This is a genomic window from Pseudomonas neuropathica, assembly GCF_015461835.1.
Lineage (GTDB): Bacteria > Pseudomonadota > Gammaproteobacteria > Pseudomonadales > Pseudomonadaceae > Aquipseudomonas > Aquipseudomonas neuropathica.
Genome location: NZ_JACOPX010000008.1, coordinates 132,561 through 154,646, shown reverse-complemented (window position 1 = coordinate 154,646; position 22,086 = coordinate 132,561). Strand labels below are relative to the sequence as shown.

Below are 22,086 nucleotides of genomic sequence, written 5' to 3'. Positions count from 1 at the left end.
CGCGCCATGAAACGCTACTGCGTCCTCGCCCTGGTCCTGCTCGCCGGCGTCAGCCTTGGCACGAGCGCTGCGCCGCTGACACCCGAAGAGGCGGCGGGAAAACGCTTGTACCGCCAAGGCTTGTCGGCCAGTGGCGAAGCGATCATGGCGCGGGTCGGCGCGGCGGATGTGTTGCTGCCGGCGACCAGCCTGCCGTGCGCCAATTGCCATGGCACCGATGGCCTCGGCCGACCTGAAGGCGGCGTGCGTCCCCCCGAATTGAACTGGGCGCGACTGACCAGCACGTATGGCCAGCAACAGGTCAACGGCCGCAGCTATCCGGCCTACAGCGAAAGCACTCTGGCCACGGCCATTGAGCAGGGCCGAGATCCCGGCCACAACCGTCTCGACCCGAGCATGCCGCGCTTTCTGCTGTCGATGAAGGATCAGCGCAACCTCACCGCCTATCTCAAACGCCTCGCCGACGAACGCGACCCCGGCCTCGATACCGAGACCTTGCATCTGGGCACCTTGCTGCCCAGCCAAGGGCCGCTGGCCGAGGAGGGCATGACCGTTGCGGCGGTGCTCAACGGCAGTGTCGCGCGGATCAATCAGGCCGGTGGCATACACGGCCGGCAGTTGCGCTTGACGGTGATCGATCCCGGCCCGGACCGCGCCAGTGCCGAACAGGCCTTGCAGCAACTGATCGAGCAGGAACAGGTGTTTGCGCTGATCGCGCCGCTGGCACCGGCTCTCGACAGCGAACTGGGGCCACGCCTGGAACAGGCCGGGGTGCCACTGATCGGGCCGATGTCGATCCTCGGCACCCTGCAGGCCAGTCCGCAGATATTCGAGCCATTACCGGGATTGCGTGAGCAGTTGATCGCGCTGGCCGATTACGCCACGGCCAGTTTGCGCGTGCTGCAAGGGCCGACGCTGATTGCTTATCCCGATGACCCGATCCAGACGCAAGCCGCGCAAAACCTCGGCCAGTACTTGCAGGATCACGGCTGGCAGAAAGTCCATCTGCAAGCCTACGACCCGACGGCGGATGCGCTGCCGCTGGGTTCGCGTTCAGTGTTTTATCTGGGCACTGGCGGCGGCTTCAGTCGTCTGGCGACGCGGCTGCAAAGCGCCGGGCAAGTGCCTTACCTGTTTGCCGCCTCTAGTCAGGTGGCGGGTGATCTGCTGCAAGTCCCCGACGGATTCACCCGGCGGGTGTTTCTCGCCTATCCGTTCGTGCCCAGCGACTGGACCCAGGCCGGGCGCATGGCCCTGACGTTACTGCGTGAAGGCCAAGGCCTCGGCGCCCAGCACGCGGTGCTGCAAGTCGGCGCCTATGCCTCGATGTTGCTGCTCAGCGAAGGCATGAAGCAGGCCGGCCGCGACGCCAGCCGCGAGAAACTGGTGGCGGCGCTGGAAGGCCTGCACGACTTCGACACCGGCCTGACCCCGCGCCTGAGTTTCGGTCCCGGTCGACGGCTGGGCTTGAGCGGCGCGCATGTGGTTACCGTGGATTTGCCCGATCAACGTTTCTATCTGGTCGCACCCTATAAACCGATGGTTGCCAGCCCCTGAACGGAGGGCCCGATCATGAAACGCACAACGCTGATCTTGCTGCTGACTTGCTGGCTGCCGCTGGCGTGGGCGAATAACGAGCCGGCCGTGGCACGGGTCAACGGCACGGAGATTTCCGGGTTTCGCTTCGAGCGCTTCTTCGCCGAATACCTGGAAGATCAGGGCCGCGCGGTGACGAGTATTCGCAGCCCCAAGGCCTACAAGGAACTGCGCCAGGCCGCGTTGCAAATGCTGATCGACAAAGAATTGCTGTGGCAGGAGTCGCAGAAACGTGGCCGGCAGATCGACGAACAATTGCTGCGTCAGCAGATCGAGCAAACCCGCATGGCCATCGGCGGCGCGGATAAATTCGTCCGGCGCTTGCAGGACGCCGGTTTCGATGAGGCCTCCTTCACCGAGTACACCCGCCGCGAACTGGCGGCGCAGCAGATGTTCGCCGAACTGATCCGCGCCAATACCTTGCAACCCCGTCACCTGTTGATCCGCGTGCCCGTGCAAGCAGATGCAGCCACAGTGGCTCAAGCGCGTCTACGCTTGATGCAAATGCGCGCCTCGATTGTCAGCGGGGCGAGTTTTGCCAGCCAACCACTGCGTTCACCGTTTGGCTGGCATGTGATTTATTTGCCGAACCACTTGGAGGCCGCCGATGTCCCAGATTTACAGGGGCTGGATACAGTCAGGGCAGAGTTCGCCCGACAGCAACAGACCCAGGCTCGTCGTCAGGTGCTCGCGCAATTACGGGTGCAGAACAGGATCGAACGAATTGACGACGACTGAAGGTTCCCCCCCAATAGTGGGGAATGGCTTCGATGCCCATTCAGGTGCTTCCCCGTTTCTGGGGAACGGGGTACCAGGACGAGCGGGCATTGTCATTAAATTCAAGGACATGAAGAGATAAAATTACCGGCACTCAGCCTGGCATGAAGTGTGCGTTACCCCTGGTAAGGCGCACTCTCAGGGCGGGGTCATCGGACCTGCTGTTTCAAGGAGTCGACCTTGGTTAACAAAGTACTGGTTGTCGAAGACGAACAGCTGCTTGCACAGAACCTTCAGGATTATCTGTCGGCGCAGGGGCTGGACGTCGCGATTGCACATGACGGAGCGACGGCTATCGGTTTGGCCGAAACCTTTGCCCCCGACGTGCTGGTGTTCGATTACCGCTTGCCCGATATGGAAGGCTTTGAGGTGCTCGACGCGGTCCGCCAGAACAGGACGTGCCATTTTGTGCTGATAACGGGTCACCCGACCGCTGAAGTCTGTGAGCGGGCGCGGCAACTGGGGGTCAGCCACATCCTGTTCAAACCGTTTCCCTTGGCGGAACTGGCGCGGGCGGTCTGCGACCTTCTGGGCATCAAGCGTGAAGCGAAACCCGGTGCGAGCCCTTCCGAGGGATTTGTCGAACGACGCCAGAGCAGGACCGAGAGCTTCCCGTTGCAGTTGTACGATGGCAGTTGGGTGTTGGCGGATCGGCGACGACAGTTGCACGCCATGGCACCGGACGACGATCAAATGCTCACCGGGGAGTAATGGCGCGAACAGACGTTCCGGCACTTGCCGCCAAGGTTTGCCGCGCCGACAGGGCTCTAAGCCCCGGTTGGAGAGCAAGCCATGGAACGTCTGTCCGTTGTCGTCGAACCGCTGTTGGCCGCAAGTGCCACCGAGCGCTTTTCCAGTGAATACTTTTCCAGCGAGCAGTTGTCCCAGGCCCGGGCGCGGGCCGCCACCTCCGGCGAACGCGTCCTTGAAGCCCTCGGCGTACTCTGTGAACTGGCGCCGATGCCGTTCATTCACACCCTCGGCGCCACCCTGCATTACCCGGTGCTCGACACGGACAGCCTGTTTGCCGCGACGCCGGTGTTCGACCGGGTCACCCTCGCACAATGCCTGAAACGCGAATTCATCCTGCTGCGCCACAACGACGAAGTCATCGGCGTATTTGCCGACCCCTTCGACCCGGCGCGGCTGGCCTGGATCGACGATTGCCTGCACGGCGCGCCGCTGTATCTGGTGCACGCCGATGACCTCAAGGCCTATCTGGCCCGCCACGAAGAAAGCTTTCATGCCGTCGAATCGCTGAACGCTCAGGGCGACACCCACCACGAAATCGACACCCTGCAAAGCCTGTCGCTGACCAGCATCAGCGAAGACGCCAGCAGCGTGGTGAAACTGGTCAACTCGACCCTGTACGACGCGCTGAAAATGCACGCCAGCGACATCCACCTCGGCACCACCGGCCACGGTCTGGTGATCAAGTACCGCATCGACGGTGTGCTCAACAACATCAGCAAAGTCCAGGGCAGCGAGTTCGCCGAGCAGGTGATTTCGCGGGTCAAGGTCATGGCTGAACTGGACATCGGCGAGAAGCGCGTACCGCAAGACGGTCGCTTCAAGATCGGCATCAGTGGCCGCCAGATCGATTTTCGCGTATCGATCATGCCGAGCATCTTCGGCGAAGACGCGGTACTGCGGGTGCTCGACAAACAGGATCTCGCCGACAAGGTCTGCGGCGTGCAATTGCAGGCGCTGGGCTTTGAAGACGAAACCCTGCGCCAGTTGCGTCGCCTCGCCGCCGAACCCTACGGCATGGTCCTGGTGACGGGCCCGACCGGCAGCGGCAAGACCACCACGCTGTACGCGATGATCACCGAGATCAACCACGGCGTGGACAAGATCATCACCATCGAAGACCCGGTCGAATATCAGTTGCCGGGGGTGCTGCAAATTCCAGTCAACGAGAAAAAAGGCCTGACCTTCGCCCGTGGCTTGCGCTCGATCCTGCGTCACGACCCGGACAAGATCATGGTCGGCGAAATCCGTGATCCGGACACCGCGCAGATCGCTGTGCAATCGGCGCTCACCGGTCACCTGGTGTTCACCACCATCCACGCCAACAACGTCTTCGACGTGATCGGCCGCTTCACGCAAATGGAAATCGACCCCTACAGCCTGGTTTCGGCGCTCAACGCGATTCTCGCCCAGCGCCTGATCCGGCTGGTGTGCGCCAGTTGCAGCGCACCGGTCAATCCGAGCGATGAAGAACTGCGCGCATCGGGCCTCGATCCGCAGAAAGTCGATCACTACCACTTCGTTCACGGCAAGGGTTGCGGCCACTGCCGGGGCAGCGGCTATCGCGGGCGCACGGCGATTGCCGAGTTGCTGCACCTCGACGACGAGCTGCGCCAGATGATCGTCGAGCGCCAACCGATCAAACAAATCAAAGCCCTGGCCTGCGCCCGTGGTTTGCGCCTGCTGCGCGAATCGGCGCTGGAGCTGGTGGAACAAGGTCGCACCACGCTGGAGGAGATCAACCGTGTCACATTTATCTCGTGAGCGTTTTGTCGCCGTGCTCGGCGCCAGCGGTGTTGGTCTCGGTCAGCGGCGCGGCAGCGACACCCTGTGGCTGGGCAGCGTCGGTTACATCGACGAAGGCTTCCAGAGCTACGCGGTGGCGCTGGATACCCTCGATCGCCTGCTCGGTGAACACGCCGGCGCCGGTGCCGAATTGAGCGTGGTCATTTCCGGTCACTTCAGCCGTTTCTGCCTGGTGCCATGGAGCGCGCAGATCAGCAGCCCTGAGGAACTGCGCGGCTTTGCCCAACTGTGTTTCGAAGACCTGTTCGGTGCACCAACCCAGCCGTGGAGTCTGGTGTTGTCCGCCGAACCGGCCGGTTACGACCGCATCGCCAGCGCCTTGCCGCAAGACTTGCTCGAACGCCTGCGCACGCTGGTCAGTGGTCGCGGTTTGCGCCTGCGCTCGGTGCAGCCGTACCTGATGGCGGCGTTCAACCGCTTCGACAAAAGTCTCGATGCCGGCGACTTCCTCTTCGTCGTCGCCGAGCCGCAACGCAGCGTGTTGTTGCTCGCAAGGGAAGGGCGCTGGGCCGGTGTGCGCTCAGTGGGCGGCAGCGACAGCGATGCCGCGTTGAATGCCCTGATCGGTCGCGAACGGCAGCTGCAGGCCTCGACCAGCGAACGCGCCTTCAACGTTTATCTGCATGCGCCGGCGCGCCTTGATGCGCATCCGGACGTGGCGGGGGTGCAACTGCGCACCCTTGAAGACGACGCGATGACCGTGCGTGACGGCTTGTACGTCATGTCCCGGGCGGTGGCCTGACATGCGCGCGCTTAATCTCGATTTTCAGCCACGTCCACGTTCCGGCCCGTTGGGCTGGAGCCTGCTCGGCGGCGGCGTGCTGCTGGCGCTGCTGTGCTTCGGCGTGCAACAGCACCTCGACGCGCACACCGAACAGCAACAAGGTCATCTGCAAACCACGCAGCGTCAGCTCACCGGCGACAGCGGCGCCAAGTCCACCCTGAGCCCGGCGGAAACCCGCGAGCAAGCGGCAAACCTCGCCGAGATGCGCAAGGTCTCGCAGCAACTGCGCCGGCCGTGGGAACGCCTGTTCGCCATGCTCGAAGCCATGCCGCGCGATGACGTCGCGCTGCTGACTCTGACCCCGGATGCGCGCAAGGGCCAAGTGCGGATCAGCGCTGAAGCGCGGGATCTGCAAGCGATGCTCGATTTCCACAAACGGCTGGAAGCCAGCGACGAGCTGTCCGACGTGTCGCTGCTGAGCCACGAAATCGTCGTCAAATCGCCGGAGCAACCGGTGCAATTCAACCTGTCGGCGACCTGGGAGATGGGCGATGCGAATCCCTAGACTGATCGTCCACGAATACCTGCAAGGCCTCGGCGTTCCGGGCCTCGCCGGGTTGGCGTTGCTGCTGGTCGCCGTGGCTTGGGCACTCGGTGGCTTGCTGCCGGGCTGGCAATCGTTGCAGCACTTGAGCCAGCAGACTCAGGAAGCCAGCGAGTACCTGGCCAAGGTTGAAGACGGCAGCATCGCGCCGCCGGTGGTGCCGCAGCGTCAGCTCGACGACTTCCGCAACAAACTGCCGGCGCAGCCGCAAGCCACCGTCGCCATCGACCGCATCTACGCCCTCGCAGCCCAGGAGCACATCACCCTGGCGCGCGGTGAGTACGCCCTCGGTGTCGACCCGAAAACCCATCTGGCGCGCTATCAGATCCTCTTGCCAGTGCGCGGCAGCTACCCGCAACTGCGCCGCTTCGTGCACGCCTTGCTCGGTCAGTTGCCGGCGGTGGTGGTGGAAGACCTCGAGTTGCAACGCAAGAAGATTGGCGACACCGACCTCAATGGCCGGATCCGTATGACCCTTTACCTGTCGAGGTCGTGATGAATACCAAGCGCGTGACAGGGTGGCTGGCGTTCTTCGGTGTGGCGGCGGCGTTGGCGTGGTTGCCGGCGTATTTCTCGCCAAGCGAAGACGCCGATTCGAACCAGGTTGCCGTCGCCACACCGGGGAAAACCCGGGGCGCGCTGCCGGCCAGCACCGCCAAGGCCAAGGATGCACCGATCAAGGACCTGAGCCCGGCCGGCGATCTGTTCGCGGCGAAATCCTGGAAGGCCGCGCCGACCCTGGCCACGGTCACCGAACAAGCGATCAACCCGGCCACAGTGGTGCAAGCCCCGAGCCTGCCACCGGTGCCGTTTCAGTTCGTCGGTCGGCTGCATGACCGCAGCGACCTGCAAGTGTTTTTGCAGAACGGCGAAAAGATCTACGTCGTGCGCAACGGGGATGTGATCGACGACACCTGGAAGATCACCGGCATTTCCGATGTGGAATTGAGCCTGGTCTACCTGCCTTTGCATTTGTCGCAGACCTTGTCTGTGGGGAGTACGCAATGAACCGTTCCCGTTTGCTGATGAGCCTGGGCCTGTGTGCCGGGCTGGCCGCGTGCAGCACCGCGCAGGTGGCCAACAAGGAAGCCGCCGACCTGATTGAACAGGGTCAGTACGAGGCGGGGCTGGCGCGGATCGAAGAAGGCCTGCGTGAAAACCCTCGCGACACCGAATTGCACCTGCTGCTCAACACCGGCCGGGCCAAGGCGATCACGTCGTTGCTGACGGCCGGCGACACCGACCGCGCGCGTCGCGACTTCACTTCGGCGCGCACCGCCTACATGCGCGTGCTGACCATCGAGCCGAACAACCGCCGCGCCCAGGATGCGCTGAAGCAGATGGAGTACCTGCGCAGCATGGACGAGAAACTTGAGCTGGCCCGCGGCGACCTGCGTCGTGGCGACATCTACGGTGCGGATCGTCAGGTCAAACAGATCCTCGAACTCGACCCGGCCAACCAAGGCGCGCTGGAGTTGCAAGGCAACATTCGCCTGGTGCAGAGCCGCAACGTGATTGCTTATCCGCAACTGCGCACCAAGCTCGATCGCCCGGTGACTCTGGAATTTCGTGACGCCAACCTCAAGACCATTTTCGAAGTGCTGTCGCAAGTCGCCGGGCTCAATTTCATCTTCGACAAAGACCTGCGCCCGGACATGAAAGCGACGATCTTCGTGCGTGACGTGCGCATCGAAGACGCCGTGACCTTGCTGCTGCAACAGAACCAGTTGCACCAGAAAGTGGTGAACGAAAACACCTTGCTGATCTACCCGGATTCGCCACAGAAAGTGAAGGATTACCAGGAACTGGTGATGCGCACGTTCTACCTGACCAGCATCGACGCCAACACCGCGCTAAACATGGTCAAAACCATGCTCAAGACCCGCGATGTGTTTGTCGACGAACGACTCAACACCCTGACCATGCGCGACACCGAAGACGCCGTGCGCATGGCCGAGAAACTTCTGCAATCGCAAGACCAGTCCAACCCCGAGGTGGTGCTCGAAGTGGAGGTGATGGAAGTCGCCACCCAGCGCATTCTCGACCTTGGCCTGCAATGGCCGAGCACCTTCGGTGTGGTCAACTCCGATGGTTCGCCAGTCACCCTGTTGGGCCAGCTCAAGGGCATCAACTCTGACCGCATCTCCATCGGCCCATCGCCGCAAGCCAAGATCAACGCGCAGGACAACGACATCAACACCCTCGCCAGTCCGGTGATTCGCGTCAGCAACCGCGAGCAGGCGCGCATTCACATTGGTCAGCGCGTGCCGATCATCAGCGCGACCTCGGTGCCGTCGACACAGGGGCCGGTGATCACTGAAAGCGTGACCTACCTGGATGTCGGTCTGAAGCTCGAAGTGACGCCCACCGTGCACCTGAACAACGAAGTGGCGATCAAGATTGCTCTCGAAGTGAGTAACGCCACGCCGCTGGAACCGACCCGTCAGGGCACGATCCCGGTGCAGGTCGACACCCGCAATGCGCAAACCTCGCTGCGTCTGCACGATGGCGAAACCCAGATCCTCGCCGGGCTGGTGCGCAACGACCACGGCGCCACCGGCAACAAGATTCCGGGGCTCGGCGATATTCCCGGACTCGGCCGTTTGTTCGGCAGCAACAAAGACACCATCGGCAAATCCGAACTGGTGCTGTCGATCACCCCACGGATCGTGCGCAACCTGCCGTATCAGAGCCCGTCGGACATGGAGTTCTCCACCGGCACCGAGACCAGCATGCACATCCAGGCCCCGGATCGTTCGCAGAGCTACGTGATGCCGTCGCCTGCCGCGCAGCCGCGTGCCGTCGGTGAATCGGCCGTGGCCACCACCCGCGTCACTGTCGAGAAGCCTTGATCATGAACGCCTCCCAACGCGGTTTCACCCTGATCGAAGTCGTGGTGACGCTGGCCCTGATTGGCCTGTTGGCGAGCATGGCCGCGCCGCTGACCGAGACCCTGGTGCGGCGGGGCAAGGAGCAGGAATTGCGCAACGCGCTGTACCAGATTCGCGATGCCATCGACGCCTACAAACGCGCCTTCGATGCCGGCTACATCGAGAAGTCGCTGAACAGCAGCGGCTACCCGCCGAACCTGAAAGTGCTGGTCGAAGGCGTGCGCGATGTGCGCAGCGCCAAGGGCGCCAAGTTCTACTTTTTACGCCGCATCCCGCGCGATCCGCTGGTGCCGGCCAAACGTGATGATGAAGGGGGTTGGGGCGTGCGCGCCTACAACAGTTCGGCTCAGAATCCGCGCGATGGCGAGGACGTGTTCGACGTCTACTCCCACGCCCGGGGCAAGGGCCTCAACGGCATCGCCTACCGCGAGTGGTGAACCTCATGCGCCGGGAAAAAGGTTTTACCTTGCTGGAGCTGATGGTGGTGATGGCGATCATCGCCACGCTGATGACCATCGCGCTGCCGCGCTACTTCAACAGCCTCGAAGCGTCGAAGGAAACCACCCTGCGCCAGAGTCTGTCGGCGATGCGCGAGGCGCTGGATCACTTCTACGGCGACACCGGCCGTTATCCGGATTCCATCGAGCAACTGATCGAACAACGTTACCTGCGCAACGCGCCACTCGACCCGATTACCGAACGCAAAGACCAGTGGGTGCTGATCGCGCCACCGGACGGCGTTGCCGGTGGTGTGGCTGATATCAAAAGCGGTGCTACCGGGAGGGCGCGTGATGGCAGCCAGTATTCCGAGTGGTAACCGCGCGCAGCAGGGCGGCTTCACTTACCTGGGCGTGCTGTTCCTGATTGTGGTGATGGGCATGGGCCTGGCCAGTGCTGGCGAGTTGTGGTCGACCGCGTCGCGCCGTGACCGTGAACGCCAGTTGCTCTGGGTCGGCACTCAATACGCCCAGGCGCTGCGCAGCTACTACCGCAGTTCGCCGGGGTTGGCGCAGTACCCGAAAGAATTGGTCGACCTGCTCGACGATCAACGTTTTCCAGAAGCGAAACATCATTTGCGTCAGCTTTATCCAGACCCGATCGGTCAGGGTGAATGGGCAGTACAACGCGGTTTCGATGGACGCATCACCGGCCTCAACAGCCCGTCGACCGAGCTGCCGTTGAAGCAGGCGGACTTCCCGACACAGTGGTCGGATTTCGAAGGCATGCAGCGCTATTCGGACTGGCAGTTCGTTGCCGAAAAAGCCTTTCTTGAAGGCACCAATGGCCCGGCCAAAGGCCAGTCAAATTTGCCGCAGGCGTTGCAGCCATGACTCGTCAGTGGTGGTGCGCGCTGATCCTCACCGCTGTGGCGTGCTGCGCCCACGCCGGTGAAGAAGACGAAATGATGGGCTTCATCGTCGACGACACGATCTCGCACATCGGCCACGACTTTTACTACTCGTTCAGTGAACGCCTGCGTGACACCAGCCCGATGGATTTCAACCTGGTGGTGCGCGAGCGCCCCGACGCGCGCTGGGGCAGCCTGGTGACCGTGGAATATCAGCAACGCCTGGTTTATCGGCGCTTCCTGCCGCCGAACACCGTGGAACTGAAGGACGAGGCCTACGCGGCCGCCGACTGGGTTCGACGCCAGGTTGTCCAGCGCAAGCTGGAGGCTCTGTTGCAGGACACCACCGACCTTGAGAAGGACGAACTATGAACAGCACAACGTTCTCACGGCGCAGCGGATTCTGGATCTCGGGGTTGTTGATCGGGCTCGCCAGCGTTGCGGCTGTCCAGGCCACTGAACTGGTCTACACGCCGGTCAACCCGTCGTTCGGCGGCAACCCGCTCAACGGCACCTGGCTGCTCAACAACGCGCAGGCGCAAAACGATCACGACGATCCGGACCTGAAAAGCCGTTCGAGCGTGGCCGGCACCTCGGCGCTGGAGCGCTTCACCAGTCAATTGCAATCGCGGCTGCTAGGGCAGTTGCTGGACAACATCTCCACCGGCAACACGGGGAGCCTGTCCACCGACTCTTTTATCGTCAACGTCATCGACGACTCCGGGGCACTGAGCATTGAAGTGACCGATCGAGCGACCGGTGAGGTTTCGGAAATTCAGGTGAACGGCCTCAACCCATGACGGGCTGACGGTTCCGGGGAGAACGGACATGAAAAAGATCATCGCGTTAGGGCTGCTGTTGGCGACATTACAAGGGTGCAGTCTGCGTGAGCCGATGTCGGCCGAGCAGGACACCGAAACCCCGACCCTGACTCCAAGGGCCTCGACTTATTACGACTTGCTGAAGATGCCACGGCCCAAGGGGCGGTTGATGGCGGTGGTGTACGGGTTCCGTGATCAGACCGGGCAGTACAAGCCGACGCCGGCGAGTTCGTTTTCCACCAGTGTGACCCAGGGTGCAGCGTCGATGTTGATGGACGCGATGCAGGCCAGTGGTTGGTTTGTGGTGCTGGAGCGGGAAGGGCTGCAGAACCTGTTGACCGAGCGCAAGATCATTCGCGCGTCGCAGAAGAAGCCGAATACGCCGGTGAATATTCAGGGTGAGCTGCCGCCGTTGCAGGCGGCGAACATGATGCTTGAGGGTGGGATCATCGCTTATGACACGAACGTGCGTAGCGGTGGGGAAGGGGCGCGGTATCTGGGGATTGATTTGCAGCGTGAGTATCGGGTGGATCAGGTGACTGTGAACTTGCGTGCGGTGGATGTTCGCAGCGGGCAGGTGTTGGCGAATGTGATGACCAGCAAGACGATTTATTCGGTGGCGCGCAGTGCCGGGATTTTCAAGTTTATCGAGTTCAAAAAGTTGCTTGAGGCTGAGGTCGGGTATACGACGAATGAGCCGGCGCAGCTTTGTGTGTTGTCGGCGATTGAGGCGGCGGTGGGGCATATGGTGGCGCAGGGGATTGAGCGGCGGTTGTGGCAGGTGGCGGGGGACGCTTCTGTGCCTGGGCAGGATGATGTGTTGAATCGGTATTTGAGCCAGAACAAGATTGACCCTGAGGCGGAGTGAACGTGGCGGCCTTCGGGCCGACCAGGTTCTGGTTGGGCGGGTGCATATCCGTTGCTGCGGTAACGGCAGCTTAGGGTTCCGCCCTTACGGCGGGTCACTTTTTCCAGACGCCGAAAAAGTAACCAAAAAGGCTTGCTCCTACGTGCGGCCCGCTCGCTAAAGCTCGGGGTTCCTTCGCTCCGTGATCGATCCGGGCGCAGCGCCTACGGTTTGCTTCGCTGCACCTCCTCTCGCTGTGTTTGGCTGCGCCAAACGGTCGCTGCGCTCCCACGCCCGGATCAATCCCTCCACTCAGCCTTCCGACGTCGCCCGTGGATCAAGATCAAGAGCAGGCGAGCTGACACTCGGCCTATTGAGTGGTGAAGAGCGCGGGTGTTCGGCTTTGGATTTGTGGTGGATTTGCCCCTCACCCCAGCCCTCTCCCCGAGGAGAGGGAGCCGATTTGTGTGCTTTTCAAAACCTGAGTTCAACGCGGTATCGCACGTCGGCGTACCTCTACCAAACCACTCGGTCAGTCCCCTCTCCCTCTGGGAGAGGGCTAGGGTGAGGGGCTCTTGCTTCAACGCTTCAAAATCTGAGTTCAGCTCGGTATTTCACGTCGGCGTACCTCACCCAAACACCTCGGTCAGTTCCCTCTCCCTCCGGGCGGTCCGACGTTTCGGGAGGGCTAGGGTGAGGGCTGCGATCTGAAGTGTGTTTAAAGAAGTGTCTGAATCGGCGGAACCTTCCCACAAGGTTTTCAGGTTGTCCGTCGGACGTCCGGTCTCTAGCCTGTGTTCGTCGCTGCCAATTCAGCGACCGGGCATGGAAACCCGAAGACACGAGAGAGCAGATACGCCTTTCATAACGTATGCTTGCGCACTTTCATTGTGTGCACTCTGTTATGGCGGTTGTGCGCGGGAGACATTCGTGTCTGCCGGGTTGCTCTCTCCCGGATTTCCAGCCTGCGTACAGCTGCCACCCATTTTTCCTGGAAGTCGAATGGGCCAGCTGCAACTATCAATGAGAGAGAATCACTATGAAAAAACCAACACCCAACCCCCCAGAATCAGACACCAACACCACATCCCCCTACGCCTCAGTCGACAGCAAAAAACTCCACGAAGCCGCCGACCGCGCCCTGGATTTCTACCTCAACCCCACCGCCCACATCATGTCCAGCGCCAACGAGCCGGAACCCATGTACCTCGCCAACCCCAGGTACAACACCGAATCCCTGCTCGCCAACGCCAGCGAAACCCTCGGCTCGGCCAGCGAAATGCTCATCAACTTCGCCGCCTCCCTGGAAACCTCGCATCGCAAGACAGCACTGGGCATCGCACAAGTCGTCATGCTGGGCGAACTGGCGGTGAATCAAGCCCTCGATCACGTCGAGCTGAAGGATGGCTGATTGATCGTTCCCACGCTCTGCGTGGGAATGCAGCCCCTGACGCTCTGCGTCAAATTCGTAATTTGGAACGCGGAGCGTCCCGAGAGGCATTCCCACGCAGAGCGTGGGAACGATCAAGAACAGAGACAGGGTTTTACCCTCGGTCCGGAGGCACCATGGATCCACTGTTTTCCACAACCGTTCAATATTTCGAAAGCGAAGAACAGGCCGCCAGCTACGACCGTTGGCTCTGTGCCAAAGTCCAGAAATCGCTCGAAGATCCGCGCCCCTGCATTCCGAATGAGCAGGTAATGGCAGATATGAAGGCATTGATGACGGAACGGCGAATCAAGCATGAAACTCAAGAGACGTTGCGCAAAGTAGACCCGGCGCTCCCACGTTGATCATTCCCACGCTCTGCGTGGGAATGCAGCCCCTGACGCTCTGCGTCAAATTTGCAATTTGGAACGCGGAGCGTCCCGAGAGGTATTCCCGCGCAGAGCGTGGGAACGATCAAGAACAGAGACCGCGTTTTCACCCTCAGTCCGGAGGCACCATGGATCCCCTGTTTTCCACAACCATTGCAGATTTCGAAAACGAAGAGCAGGCGGCCAGCTACGACCGCTGGTTCCGTGCCGAAGTCCAGAAGTCACTCGATGACCCGCGTCCGAACATTCCGCATGAGCAGGTAATGGCAGAGATCGAGGCATTGATGGAAAGGGTGCGGCGCAAGCAGGAGGCACTTGAGGCGTCTGACAACGATGAATCCTTGACCGTTCAGGAGTCATCAAAGATCAGGTAACATCGGTTGATTGTAATATTCAAAGGAGAGAAACGATGGCAGGAAAGCCAGTCGCAAGGCTCGGAGACCCAGGGAGTCACGGCGGAAACATTTCCACTGGATCAAGTCCTATTTTTGTTAATTCAATGCCCGTGGCATTGGTAGGAGATATCTATTCCTGTCCTCTTCACGGCAGCAACCCCATAACGACGGGCGCTCCCCATGTTTTCGGTTTGGGGAAAGACGTTGCCCATGTTGGCTCCCAAACAGCATGCGGAGCGACGATTACTGCCGGATCACCCGACACCTTCGTCGGTGAGTCTGGTGGTGGCGCTTCCACTAGCTTCTTCTCGCAGTTTCTGAAAGAAAAGACTTTTGTCGAGTTTCAGTTGCTTAACGAAAAAGATGAGCCCATCGCCAATGAGGCGTATGAACTGACGCTGCCGGATGGAACCTTGATGACTGGCGTCCTTGACGAAAATGGCTTTGTGCATGTTGCAAATATTCCTAGAGGGAGTTGCAGCATAAAGTTTCCGAAACTTGAAGATACGGAACATCTTTAATGGTTCAGCCTACTAAAACTAACAGCACCACACAGGCAGCAAAAAATACAGGCGCATCAGGAAAAACTACAAAGACTAATCAGGTAGTCGTGTCAGGTGCCTATATGGAAATACTGGTTGGTGGTCCCTATACCCGCGATAAAGAAGAGCATCCTTTCGGGCACGCAGCTTTACACGTGGTGGTTGGTAGCAAAGACATCACCTACGATTTTGGTCGTTATGGCAAAACATGGGGAACCTTCGATAGCGAGGGGGAGGGTGTGTTGAATGTTTGGACGTCCTTCAAAACGTATATCTCTGGTGAGAATAGTTTGGGGCGTACAACAACTGGTTTTGTTTATTTTTTGGATAATGCTAAGGCTGAGGCTGTTATCGCCCATTTCGACGGTATTGTCGCTCAACAAAAAGAACAGAGAAGAAAGACAGCGTCGTCAGCACGTTACGTCCTGCCTTCAAACTATCATCCAACTACGAATAACTGCACAACCGTAACAATTGCAGGAGCAAAAGTTTCGGGTAAGCCAATTGTGCATAATCCGGCGAAATATAATGAGATGCGCGGTCTTTCTTTCATTGAAAGACAGGCAGCGCGTACGCAAAGTAGTCCGCAGGACGGAATTTTTATGCCAGCGGATTTGCAAGCCATGCTCGAAGCGAATACCGAGGCACCTTATGATAAGAAAAATGTTTACAAATAGGCGACTTGGCCTTTGGCTGGTGGCAGTTTTATCCGTAAATGCGATTTTTTTGGCTTTTCTGATTTCTGATGATATTGCGAAGGGGCACGATATGAAAATGATCAAAACTAAAGAACCGTTGCTTATCGAAGGTCCAAATGGCGACGATAATTTCTATGTCCTGCCTCTGGGCACTACGCTCTACCACGATAAAAGCTTTCCTGAAGGTCACGATCGTTATGTGGTGTATCTGAATCATAAAGGCGCGATTGCTCACGAAGAAGTGCCCATGAAGCCTGAGTATGGTGGTTCTTTTATTGATCCGCTCTGGCTGGCAAATGTGGATGCAGATACTTTGAAAGAAATTTTCAAGCGTTTTCCGCTTTCCAAAAAAGATATCGCTGCCGCCATTAAGGCCAATGAATTAACCAAGGATGATCTGGCCGACATTATTCGTTCAATGCCAGATTGATCGACTATGAGCTGCCGAAGGCTGCGATCTTCTGATCTTCAATAGCAAAATCAAAAGATCGTAGCCTTTGACAGCTCCTGCATAGGCCAAAAAAAACCGCGACCCCCCTCACCAGAGAATCGCGACCCATCAACACCCAACCCCTACTGCTGCAAAACCGTCGCCTGGTTAGCCGACCCAAACTGCTGAATGTTCGCCGTCTGCGTAACCCCACTCTGATCGACATTGGCAATGTTCCCCGTCCCGCCCTGGGTCACATACGCCACGTTCATCGTATCCGCCTGTTTCACCGTGATCATGTTGTCACTGCCATACAGCTGCGCGGTATACGCCTGGTTGCCAGTCCCGGATTGATCGAACTCAGCGCTGTTCCCCGTGCCATTCGAAGAACCCTGCACCAGGTTGCCCGTCCCGCGCTGATCCGAGATCAGAATGTTGTCGCTACCATTCTGATCAAAGTACAGCTCGTTATACGACTCAGCCTGACTGACCGTGGTCTTGTTGCCAGTCCCGGTCTGATGCGTGGTCATGACTTGCCCGACGCCGTCCTGAGTGAAGCTGGCGATGTTGCCATTCCCCGCCTGAGTAACCGTCGCACGCTGGCCGCTGCCGAACTGACCGCCGGATTGCGGGCCTTTCCAGTTGCTGGCATAGACCTTGTTGTCGTTGCCCACCGAGGTGGCGTTGAGCACGTGGCTGTCGCCGTTCTGGTAGGTGAAGTGCACGTTGCCGTTACCGACCTGATACAGCGCCAGTGTCGAGTTGACCGATTCGAACTGGTCGGCGTAGATCGCGTTGGTATTGCCGACCTGGGTGACGGCGGCGTTGTTGTTTTCGCCGAAGCTTTGGTCGACCACGGTTTCGTTGCTGTCGCCGTACTGGTTGACGGTGGCCTGGCTGGCCAGTTGCGCGTCCTGCCAGATTTCCGTGCCGTTGAGGTTGCCGAACTGGTTGATGGTGATGTTGCCGCCGGTGCCGTTGCGCTGGTCGCCGTAGGCGTAGTTGCCTTCGCCGGCCTGGTTGATGCCGATCTGGCCGCCGTTGTGCAGCACTTGTTCGGCGGTGCCGTAGTTGGCGGTGCCGTACTGGGTGATCACTGAACTGTTGCCGCTGCCTTCATAGAGTTGTTCGATGTTGGCTTCGTTGCTGTCGCCGAACTGGAAGGTTTTGCCTTCGCTGCCGTTCTGCGAGTCCTGATAGATGAACGAGAAGTTGCCGGTGCCTTGCTGCTGTTGCAGGGCGCTGTTCGGTGAGCCGAAGCCCAGCGACTGGCTGGCGTGGGCGGTGTTGAAGGCGCCGACTTGTTGCTGGGTGATGGTGGCGTTGTCTTCGTAAAGTTGTTCGGCGTAACCGGCGTTGTAGTCGCCGACCGCGTCCTGGGTGATCACGCTGGTGGCGTGGTCTTGCACGGCGGCGGCGTCGTTGCCCTGGCCCAGTTGGGTCTGGGTGGCGGTGCTGAACGGCGCCTGGGTCTGTTTCACGTCGGCGATGTTGGCGGTACCGACCTGGCTTTGGTTGGACAGGCTGTCGTCGGCCATGGCCTGGGCACTGATCATGACCAGGAGGGCGGCGGTGAGGGGCGTCAGTTTGAACATGATGAACTCTCCGATGATTTGCAGTGCTTAGCGATATTGCTTGACCGAAACGCTCATGCCGTTGCCCGACTGGGTCACGGCGCTTTGCAGCCCCGCGCCGGCCTGCTCGATGCTGGCGTCGTTGTTGTTGCCGTTTTGCGAAATCTGCGCGCGGTTGTGGCTGCCGTTCTGCGTGATGGAGGCGGCGTTGCCGGAACCGTTCTGGTTGATCAGCGCCATCAGGTCGCTGCCCTGTTGCAGGATGTATGCCTCCTGATTGCTGCCCGATTGCACGATCTGCCCGAGCAGCGACTGACCGTTCTGTTGCAGCAGGGCGACGTTGGCCTGGCCGAGCTGGTCGATCAGGGCTTGCTGACCCACGGGTGGGGGCAGTTCGCCGAGGTCGCTGCTGGTTGGGGCCAGGTCGTCGTTGTCCATCAGGTCGTCGGCACGCACGCCCGCAGTGCTGCACAGCAGGAGCAGGCAAAGCAGGGCGGCGGTCGGCGTGTTCATGGCTCACATCCTGTCAGGCGTTAACCGATTTCAATTCAGCCCCAGCCACCCGCGAGTGGCTGGGGATCTGGCTTACAGCGTGGTCACCGAGACCGTGCGCACGGTGCCCTGGGACGAGCGGATCGTCGCGGTCGGGTTGGCCGATGGCACCACCAGCGTGTTGTTCAGCGTCAGCCGCCAGCGTCCGGTGACCGGTACGGTGGTGGTGCCGAGGGTGACCAGCCCGGTCGGGGTGGTGACCTGCACGGTGATGGTGTTGCCGGTGGTCACCGACGAGGTGCCGGCGAAGTCCCAGTTGAAGCGTCCGCCCGAGCGTGCCTGCACCGTCGAGGTGGTGATGGTGAAGGTCTCCGCCGCTGGCCGTGGCGACACTTGTACCGTGACCGTGGCCGGCGTCGACAGGGCGCCGAAGCTGTCCCGGGCGATGTAGGTGAAGGTCGTGGTGAACGCCGTGGTCACCGTGGCCGGTGGGGTGTAGGTGATCACCGTGCCGTCAGTGCTGACCGTGCCACGGCCGGCGGCTGGTTGGGTCAGGCTGGCGACGCCCAGCGGCACGTTGCCTTCCGGATCGGTGTCGTTGGCAAGCACGTTGATCGGGATCGCTACACCGAGGGTGGCGACGCTGTCGGCGACGGCGGTCGGTGCCCGGTTTGGCGCGACGGTGATCGTCACGGTGGCCGGGTTGGCCGAGGCCAGACCTTTGGCGTCCTGCGCTTTGTAGGTGAAGGTCGTGGTCAGTGGCGTGTTGACCACGGCTGGCGGCGTGTAGACCACGGCGGCGGTGCCGCTGAGGGCGACGGTGCCTTGGCCGGCCGCCGGTTGGGTCAGCGCGGTGATGCCCAGTGGGTTGTTGCCGTCGGGATCGCTGTCGTTGGTCAACAGGCTGAGGGTGATCGGCACGCCGAAACTGGTGCTGCCGGTGTCGGCGTTAGCGATCGGTGCCTGGTTTTCTCCGGTGTCCGGTGCGGTGCCAACTACGACGACTGCTTCAGTGTCACTGCCGCCAGCGGCGGATTTCACCGTCACGGTGGCCGGTGGCTGAGTCAGGTCGGCGACGGTGATGCGCTGCAAGGTGCCGGACTTCGATAGACGTCCGTAACCTTGGGCAACCATGTCCGGGATCGCTACTTCATCGGTCGATGTCGCTTCGATCAACAAGGTTTTGTTGGACCAGTTGTAGCGCGCAGTCTGCACTTTCACCACGTCGGTGAGCTTGCTAGACACCGATGTCGGGCGTGTGGTCCCGGCCGGGTTGGTTGCGGTCACGACGACGACTGACGGCAGGGTGCCGTTGCCCAGGCGCTGACCGAAGAACAAACCGGTATTGTCACCGGTCAGGCTGGTCTGGCAAGGCGTTGGCGGAGGGCCGGGCAGCAGCGCCACGGTTTCGCGGAAGCACAGGGTCGAGTTGCTGTCAGCCTTGGCGAACACTTCGGCACGCACACCGGCCGAGGTGCGGCGATAGGTGGCGCGGTCGATGTCGACATGGGTTTGCTGACGGCTGTCGAGCACTTTGCCGGCGACGGTGAACAGGGTGGTTTGAATCGTGCCGGCGCCGGACGGCCCGACGATGCGGACGAAGTTGGTATTGAACGGGCTGCCGGTTACCGCTTCAGTGAGGTTCGGGTCGCCGACGAAGGTTTCGACGCCGCCGGTGTCCGGGTTCACTTCGGTGTAGGGGCCGTTGATGCTGCGCAGGAACGGTCCGATGGCGCCGTTGAGCGTGCCGCTGAAATCGCCCGGCGCACCGATGCCGATGTCCTTGGTGATGTTGATCGCGCGGCGCCCAGGGGTGGTGACGTTGACCGTTTCCACGCCATACGGGTGGGTGATGACGTAGGTGCCGGCCACCGGAACGTTCACCCGGATGCGGATCCGCGCAAAACTTTGCTGATCGCCATCCGCCGGGTTTCCCGAGGCAAATGCCGCCTCTATCCCGGCGACATAAGCGTCCATGCCATAGCCAGCGCCGTTGTTGGGAATAGTGGTTTCGGCGAGAAACCAGAAGGCTTCCGGCGGCCAGTTGTCGGGGAACACCATCGGCAGGCTGTCATCGAAGATGCCCGGTTCCGGCAGCAGGGTACACATGTAGGCCGGTGGCGTGGTGACGCCGACGCGCGAACTGGCGGCGCGCGACTGGCACAGTTCCATCGACAGGTTGTTGCTGTCCTGATACCACATCGGGAATTTCCCGGTGGCAAAGGTGTAGGGGCCGGGGTCGACGGCGGCAAGTTGCGCATAGGCACTGCCGGTCAGCGAGAGAGCGAGCCCGAGCGCGTTGAGCGCAAAGCGTGGCCACTTGTTCATGATGCCTCCTGATGCGGATCTGGGCATGTGAGCGTTCATTGCACGATGACCACTTCTTCGGTGTCGCTGCCGCCGTTGGACGACGTCACGCGCACCTTGGCTGGCGGTATCGGCGAGATCCCGGTGGCCAGACTTTTCACCGCGCCGTCGCCACTCAGCGCACCGATCGCGGCGCCGCTGCCAGAGGTGGCGGTGAGTACGGGTGGCGAGGTTTCGTCACTGGTCGAGGCCACCACGGTGAGTTGTCCGGAGCTGAGGCTGTATTGCGCGCTCTGGATCACTACCAGGTCGGTCAGGGTCATGGGCAGGGTGGTCGGCGTGCTGCTGGCGATGGCCAGGTGGTTGTCGGCGGTCACTTGCAGGACGCTCGGTACGGTCGGGTTGGCCGACGATTGCGCATACCAGGCACCGGTGGAGTTGGCTTCGGTCATGTTCAGCAACGGGGTGAAACTGGTCACGGCGACGGTGCCCGGGGCTGGCGGTGCGAGGACGAACACGTCCTGTTGGGCCACCGGTGCGCTGGTCCCGGCTTTGCGCGAGTAAGTGCTGCGCTGGGTAATCATTGGTGTGGGTCGAACTACCGTCGACAACTTGCCGGAGACGGCAAATGTCGTCGTCCGCAGATCCAGACCATTGGGGCCTTCGATACGGATGAAATTGGTGTTGAACGGGCTGCCGGTCACGGCTTCTTCAAGGTTCGGATCACCGACAAACTGTTCTGCCGAGCCAGTCACCGGGTTGGTTTCGGTGTAGGGCCCGTTGAGACTGCGCAGGAACGGTCCGACGTCACCCTTGAGCGCACCGTCGTAGGTTTTCGGTGTGCCGATGCCGATGTCGCGGGTCATGTTGATCGCGCGGCGGCCGGGCGTGTCGATGTTGAACACTTCGACACCATACGGGTGGGTGATGACGTAGGTGCCGGCCGTAGGAATATCGACCCGGATGCGGATCCGCGCGAAGCTGATCTGATCGCCTTCCGCCGGGTCACCGCCACTGAACGCGGCTTCGATCGCCGAGCCGTAGGAGAGGTTGATGCCGCGCGCGGCGTCGACAATCGTGCCGTCAGCGGTAAACCAGAATGCCTCGTCGGGGAAGTTGCTGGGGAAAACCAGCGGCTGGGCGTCATCGAATATGCCGGGCGCCGGCAGCAGCGAGCACATGTACGAAGGTGCGCCGGGTGCGCTCGGTACGCGAGAACTGAGTGCTTTGGACAGGCATAGGTCCAGGGTGCGACCGTGGGTGTCCTGATACCAACTGGCGAAACCGCCGTTGGCCGGCGCGTACGGACCGGGGTCAACAGCAAACAAAGCGGCCTGAGCAATGCCCTGGGCCAAGGCGCTCACGACCAGGACAGTCGCGGTTTTGGACAGTAAAGGGTGCATGAGTTAATCCCTCTATCAAAGTACCTGCCCCTTGGGGATGGGTCAGTTGCACAGGGCCTGTACACCTTCCATGCCAATGTGTGGTGGTTGGGCGGGAGAGGGCCGGGATAGAGGGCTTGACGCGCAGAAGGGTCAGGTTTTTGGCCTGCGGGAAAAGGGCGTCATTCCCCAGAATCGGGGACGGTGGGGATGCTCTTAGTGGCCCGTCGTACGCAGAACCCCTGTAGGAGCTGCCGCAGGCTGCGATCTTTTGATCTTGATTC

Annotated in this window: 25 protein-coding genes; 21 read left to right on the top strand and 4 right to left on the bottom strand. The window is 60.8% G+C overall.

Annotated elements, in window-relative coordinates:
* Positions 1 to 6: 6 nt before the first annotated feature.
* The 21 genes from H8F23_RS13460 (at position 7) to H8F23_RS13360 (ending at position 16,047) form a co-directional block, all read left to right on the top strand.
* The gene (locus tag H8F23_RS13460) at positions 7 to 1,557 is read left to right on the top strand and encodes an ABC transporter substrate-binding protein (protein ID WP_194934693.1); all 1,551 of its coding nucleotides are present in this window, start codon (positions 7 to 9) and stop codon (positions 1,555 to 1,557) included.
* Positions 1,558 to 1,572: 15 nt separating this feature from the next.
* Positions 1,573 to 2,334, top strand: a complete 762-nt coding sequence (locus H8F23_RS13455) for a SurA N-terminal domain-containing protein (protein WP_194934692.1) — start codon at positions 1,573 to 1,575, stop codon at positions 2,332 to 2,334.
* A 219-nt stretch (positions 2,335 to 2,553) separates the two neighbouring features.
* Positions 2,554 to 3,084, top strand: coding sequence for a response regulator (locus H8F23_RS13450; protein WP_034152602.1), 531 nt, complete (start codon positions 2,554 to 2,556; stop codon positions 3,082 to 3,084).
* An 81-nt stretch (positions 3,085 to 3,165) separates the two neighbouring features.
* Positions 3,166 to 4,887, top strand: a complete 1,722-nt coding sequence (locus H8F23_RS13445; RefSeq protein ID WP_228759222.1) for a GspE/PulE family protein — start codon at positions 3,166 to 3,168, stop codon at positions 4,885 to 4,887.
* Complete coding sequence (locus H8F23_RS13440) at positions 4,868 to 5,671, top strand: hypothetical protein (protein ID WP_194934691.1); 804 nt, start codon at positions 4,868 to 4,870, stop codon at positions 5,669 to 5,671. Before H8F23_RS13445 ends, H8F23_RS13440 begins: the two co-directional genes overlap by 20 nt.
* Position 5,672: 1 nt before the next feature.
* Positions 5,673 to 6,218 (top strand): PilN domain-containing protein, encoded by a 546-nt coding sequence (locus H8F23_RS13435; protein WP_194934690.1) that lies wholly within the window; start codon positions 5,673 to 5,675, stop codon positions 6,216 to 6,218.
* Positions 6,205 to 6,753 (top strand): GspMb/PilO family protein, encoded by a 549-nt coding sequence (locus H8F23_RS13430; RefSeq protein WP_194934689.1) that lies wholly within the window; start codon positions 6,205 to 6,207, stop codon positions 6,751 to 6,753. Before H8F23_RS13435 ends, H8F23_RS13430 begins: the two co-directional genes overlap by 14 nt.
* On the top strand, positions 6,753 to 7,265 hold the full coding sequence (locus tag H8F23_RS13425; protein WP_194934688.1) for a hypothetical protein: 513 nt from the start codon (positions 6,753 to 6,755) through the stop codon (positions 7,263 to 7,265). The genes H8F23_RS13430 and H8F23_RS13425 overlap by 1 nt, the downstream gene beginning before the upstream one ends.
* Positions 7,262 to 9,109: a secretin N-terminal domain-containing protein gene (locus tag H8F23_RS13420; RefSeq protein WP_194934687.1), complete on the top strand. Its 1,848-nt coding sequence runs from the start codon at positions 7,262 to 7,264 to the stop codon at positions 9,107 to 9,109. The genes H8F23_RS13425 and H8F23_RS13420 overlap by 4 nt, the downstream gene beginning before the upstream one ends.
* Before the next feature lie 2 nt (positions 9,110 to 9,111).
* Positions 9,112 to 9,585 carry a type II secretion system protein gene (locus H8F23_RS13415; RefSeq protein ID WP_194934686.1) on the top strand — a complete coding sequence of 158 codons (474 nt, stop codon included), beginning with the start codon at positions 9,112 to 9,114 and terminating at the stop codon, positions 9,583 to 9,585.
* Positions 9,586 to 9,590: 5 nt separating this feature from the next.
* Positions 9,591 to 9,965 carry a type II secretion system protein gene (locus H8F23_RS13410; protein WP_007919395.1) on the top strand — a complete coding sequence of 125 codons (375 nt, stop codon included), beginning with the start codon at positions 9,591 to 9,593 and terminating at the stop codon, positions 9,963 to 9,965.
* Positions 9,940 to 10,479 carry a type II secretion system protein gene (locus H8F23_RS13405; protein ID WP_194934685.1) on the top strand — a complete coding sequence of 180 codons (540 nt, stop codon included), beginning with the start codon at positions 9,940 to 9,942 and terminating at the stop codon, positions 10,477 to 10,479. Before H8F23_RS13410 ends, H8F23_RS13405 begins: the two co-directional genes overlap by 26 nt.
* Positions 10,476 to 10,868, top strand: a complete 393-nt coding sequence (csgE, locus tag H8F23_RS13400) for a curli production assembly/transport protein CsgE (RefSeq protein ID WP_093439237.1) — start codon at positions 10,476 to 10,478, stop codon at positions 10,866 to 10,868. Before H8F23_RS13405 ends, csgE begins: the two co-directional genes overlap by 4 nt.
* Positions 10,865 to 11,296, top strand: coding sequence for a curli assembly protein CsgF (locus H8F23_RS13395; protein WP_194934684.1), 432 nt, complete (start codon positions 10,865 to 10,867; stop codon positions 11,294 to 11,296). The genes csgE and H8F23_RS13395 overlap by 4 nt, the downstream gene beginning before the upstream one ends.
* A 28-nt stretch (positions 11,297 to 11,324) precedes the next feature.
* Positions 11,325 to 12,185 carry a CsgG/HfaB family protein gene (locus H8F23_RS13390; protein WP_038364894.1) on the top strand — a complete coding sequence of 287 codons (861 nt, stop codon included), beginning with the start codon at positions 11,325 to 11,327 and terminating at the stop codon, positions 12,183 to 12,185.
* Positions 12,186 to 13,203: 1,018 nt separating this feature from the next.
* Positions 13,204 to 13,575: a DUF6124 family protein gene (locus H8F23_RS13385; RefSeq protein ID WP_150707381.1), complete on the top strand. Its 372-nt coding sequence runs from the start codon at positions 13,204 to 13,206 to the stop codon at positions 13,573 to 13,575.
* 155 nt (positions 13,576 to 13,730) lie between these two features.
* Positions 13,731 to 13,958, top strand: a complete 228-nt coding sequence (relB, locus tag H8F23_RS13380; protein ID WP_122610256.1) for a type II toxin-antitoxin system RelB family antitoxin — start codon at positions 13,731 to 13,733, stop codon at positions 13,956 to 13,958.
* A gap of 152 nt (positions 13,959 to 14,110) precedes the next feature.
* Positions 14,111 to 14,356, top strand: a complete 246-nt coding sequence (gene relB, locus H8F23_RS13375) for a type II toxin-antitoxin system RelB family antitoxin (protein WP_122610255.1) — start codon at positions 14,111 to 14,113, stop codon at positions 14,354 to 14,356.
* Positions 14,357 to 14,391: 35 nt separating this feature from the next.
* Positions 14,392 to 14,898, top strand: coding sequence for a PAAR domain-containing protein (locus H8F23_RS13370; protein WP_095120174.1), 507 nt, complete (start codon positions 14,392 to 14,394; stop codon positions 14,896 to 14,898).
* Positions 14,898 to 15,596, top strand: coding sequence for a hypothetical protein (locus tag H8F23_RS13365; RefSeq protein WP_134667717.1), 699 nt, complete (start codon positions 14,898 to 14,900; stop codon positions 15,594 to 15,596). The genes H8F23_RS13370 and H8F23_RS13365 overlap by 1 nt, the downstream gene beginning before the upstream one ends.
* Before the next feature lie 91 nt (positions 15,597 to 15,687).
* Positions 15,688 to 16,047, top strand: coding sequence for a hypothetical protein (locus H8F23_RS13360; protein WP_224795170.1), 360 nt, complete (start codon positions 15,688 to 15,690; stop codon positions 16,045 to 16,047).
* A gap of 143 nt (positions 16,048 to 16,190) precedes the next feature.
* On the opposite strand, the gene H8F23_RS13355 is transcribed toward H8F23_RS13360, so the two are convergent.
* The 4 genes from H8F23_RS13355 to H8F23_RS13340 form a co-directional block, all read right to left on the bottom strand.
* Positions 16,191 to 17,642 (bottom strand): curlin, encoded by a 1,452-nt coding sequence (locus H8F23_RS13355; protein ID WP_194934683.1) that lies wholly within the window; start codon positions 17,640 to 17,642, stop codon positions 16,191 to 16,193.
* A 27-nt stretch (positions 17,643 to 17,669) separates the two neighbouring features.
* Positions 17,670 to 18,134 carry a curlin gene (locus H8F23_RS13350; protein ID WP_008077339.1) on the bottom strand — a complete coding sequence of 155 codons (465 nt, stop codon included), beginning with the start codon at positions 18,132 to 18,134 and terminating at the stop codon, positions 17,670 to 17,672.
* 72 nt (positions 18,135 to 18,206) lie between these two features.
* On the bottom strand, positions 18,207 to 20,441 hold the full coding sequence (locus tag H8F23_RS13345) for an Ig-like domain-containing protein (protein ID WP_194934682.1): 2,235 nt from the start codon (positions 20,439 to 20,441) through the stop codon (positions 18,207 to 18,209).
* 35 nt (positions 20,442 to 20,476) lie between these two features.
* Complete coding sequence (locus H8F23_RS13340) at positions 20,477 to 21,823, bottom strand: hypothetical protein (RefSeq protein WP_194934681.1); 1,347 nt, start codon at positions 21,821 to 21,823, stop codon at positions 20,477 to 20,479.
* Between the last annotated feature and the right edge of the window lie 263 nt (positions 21,824 to 22,086).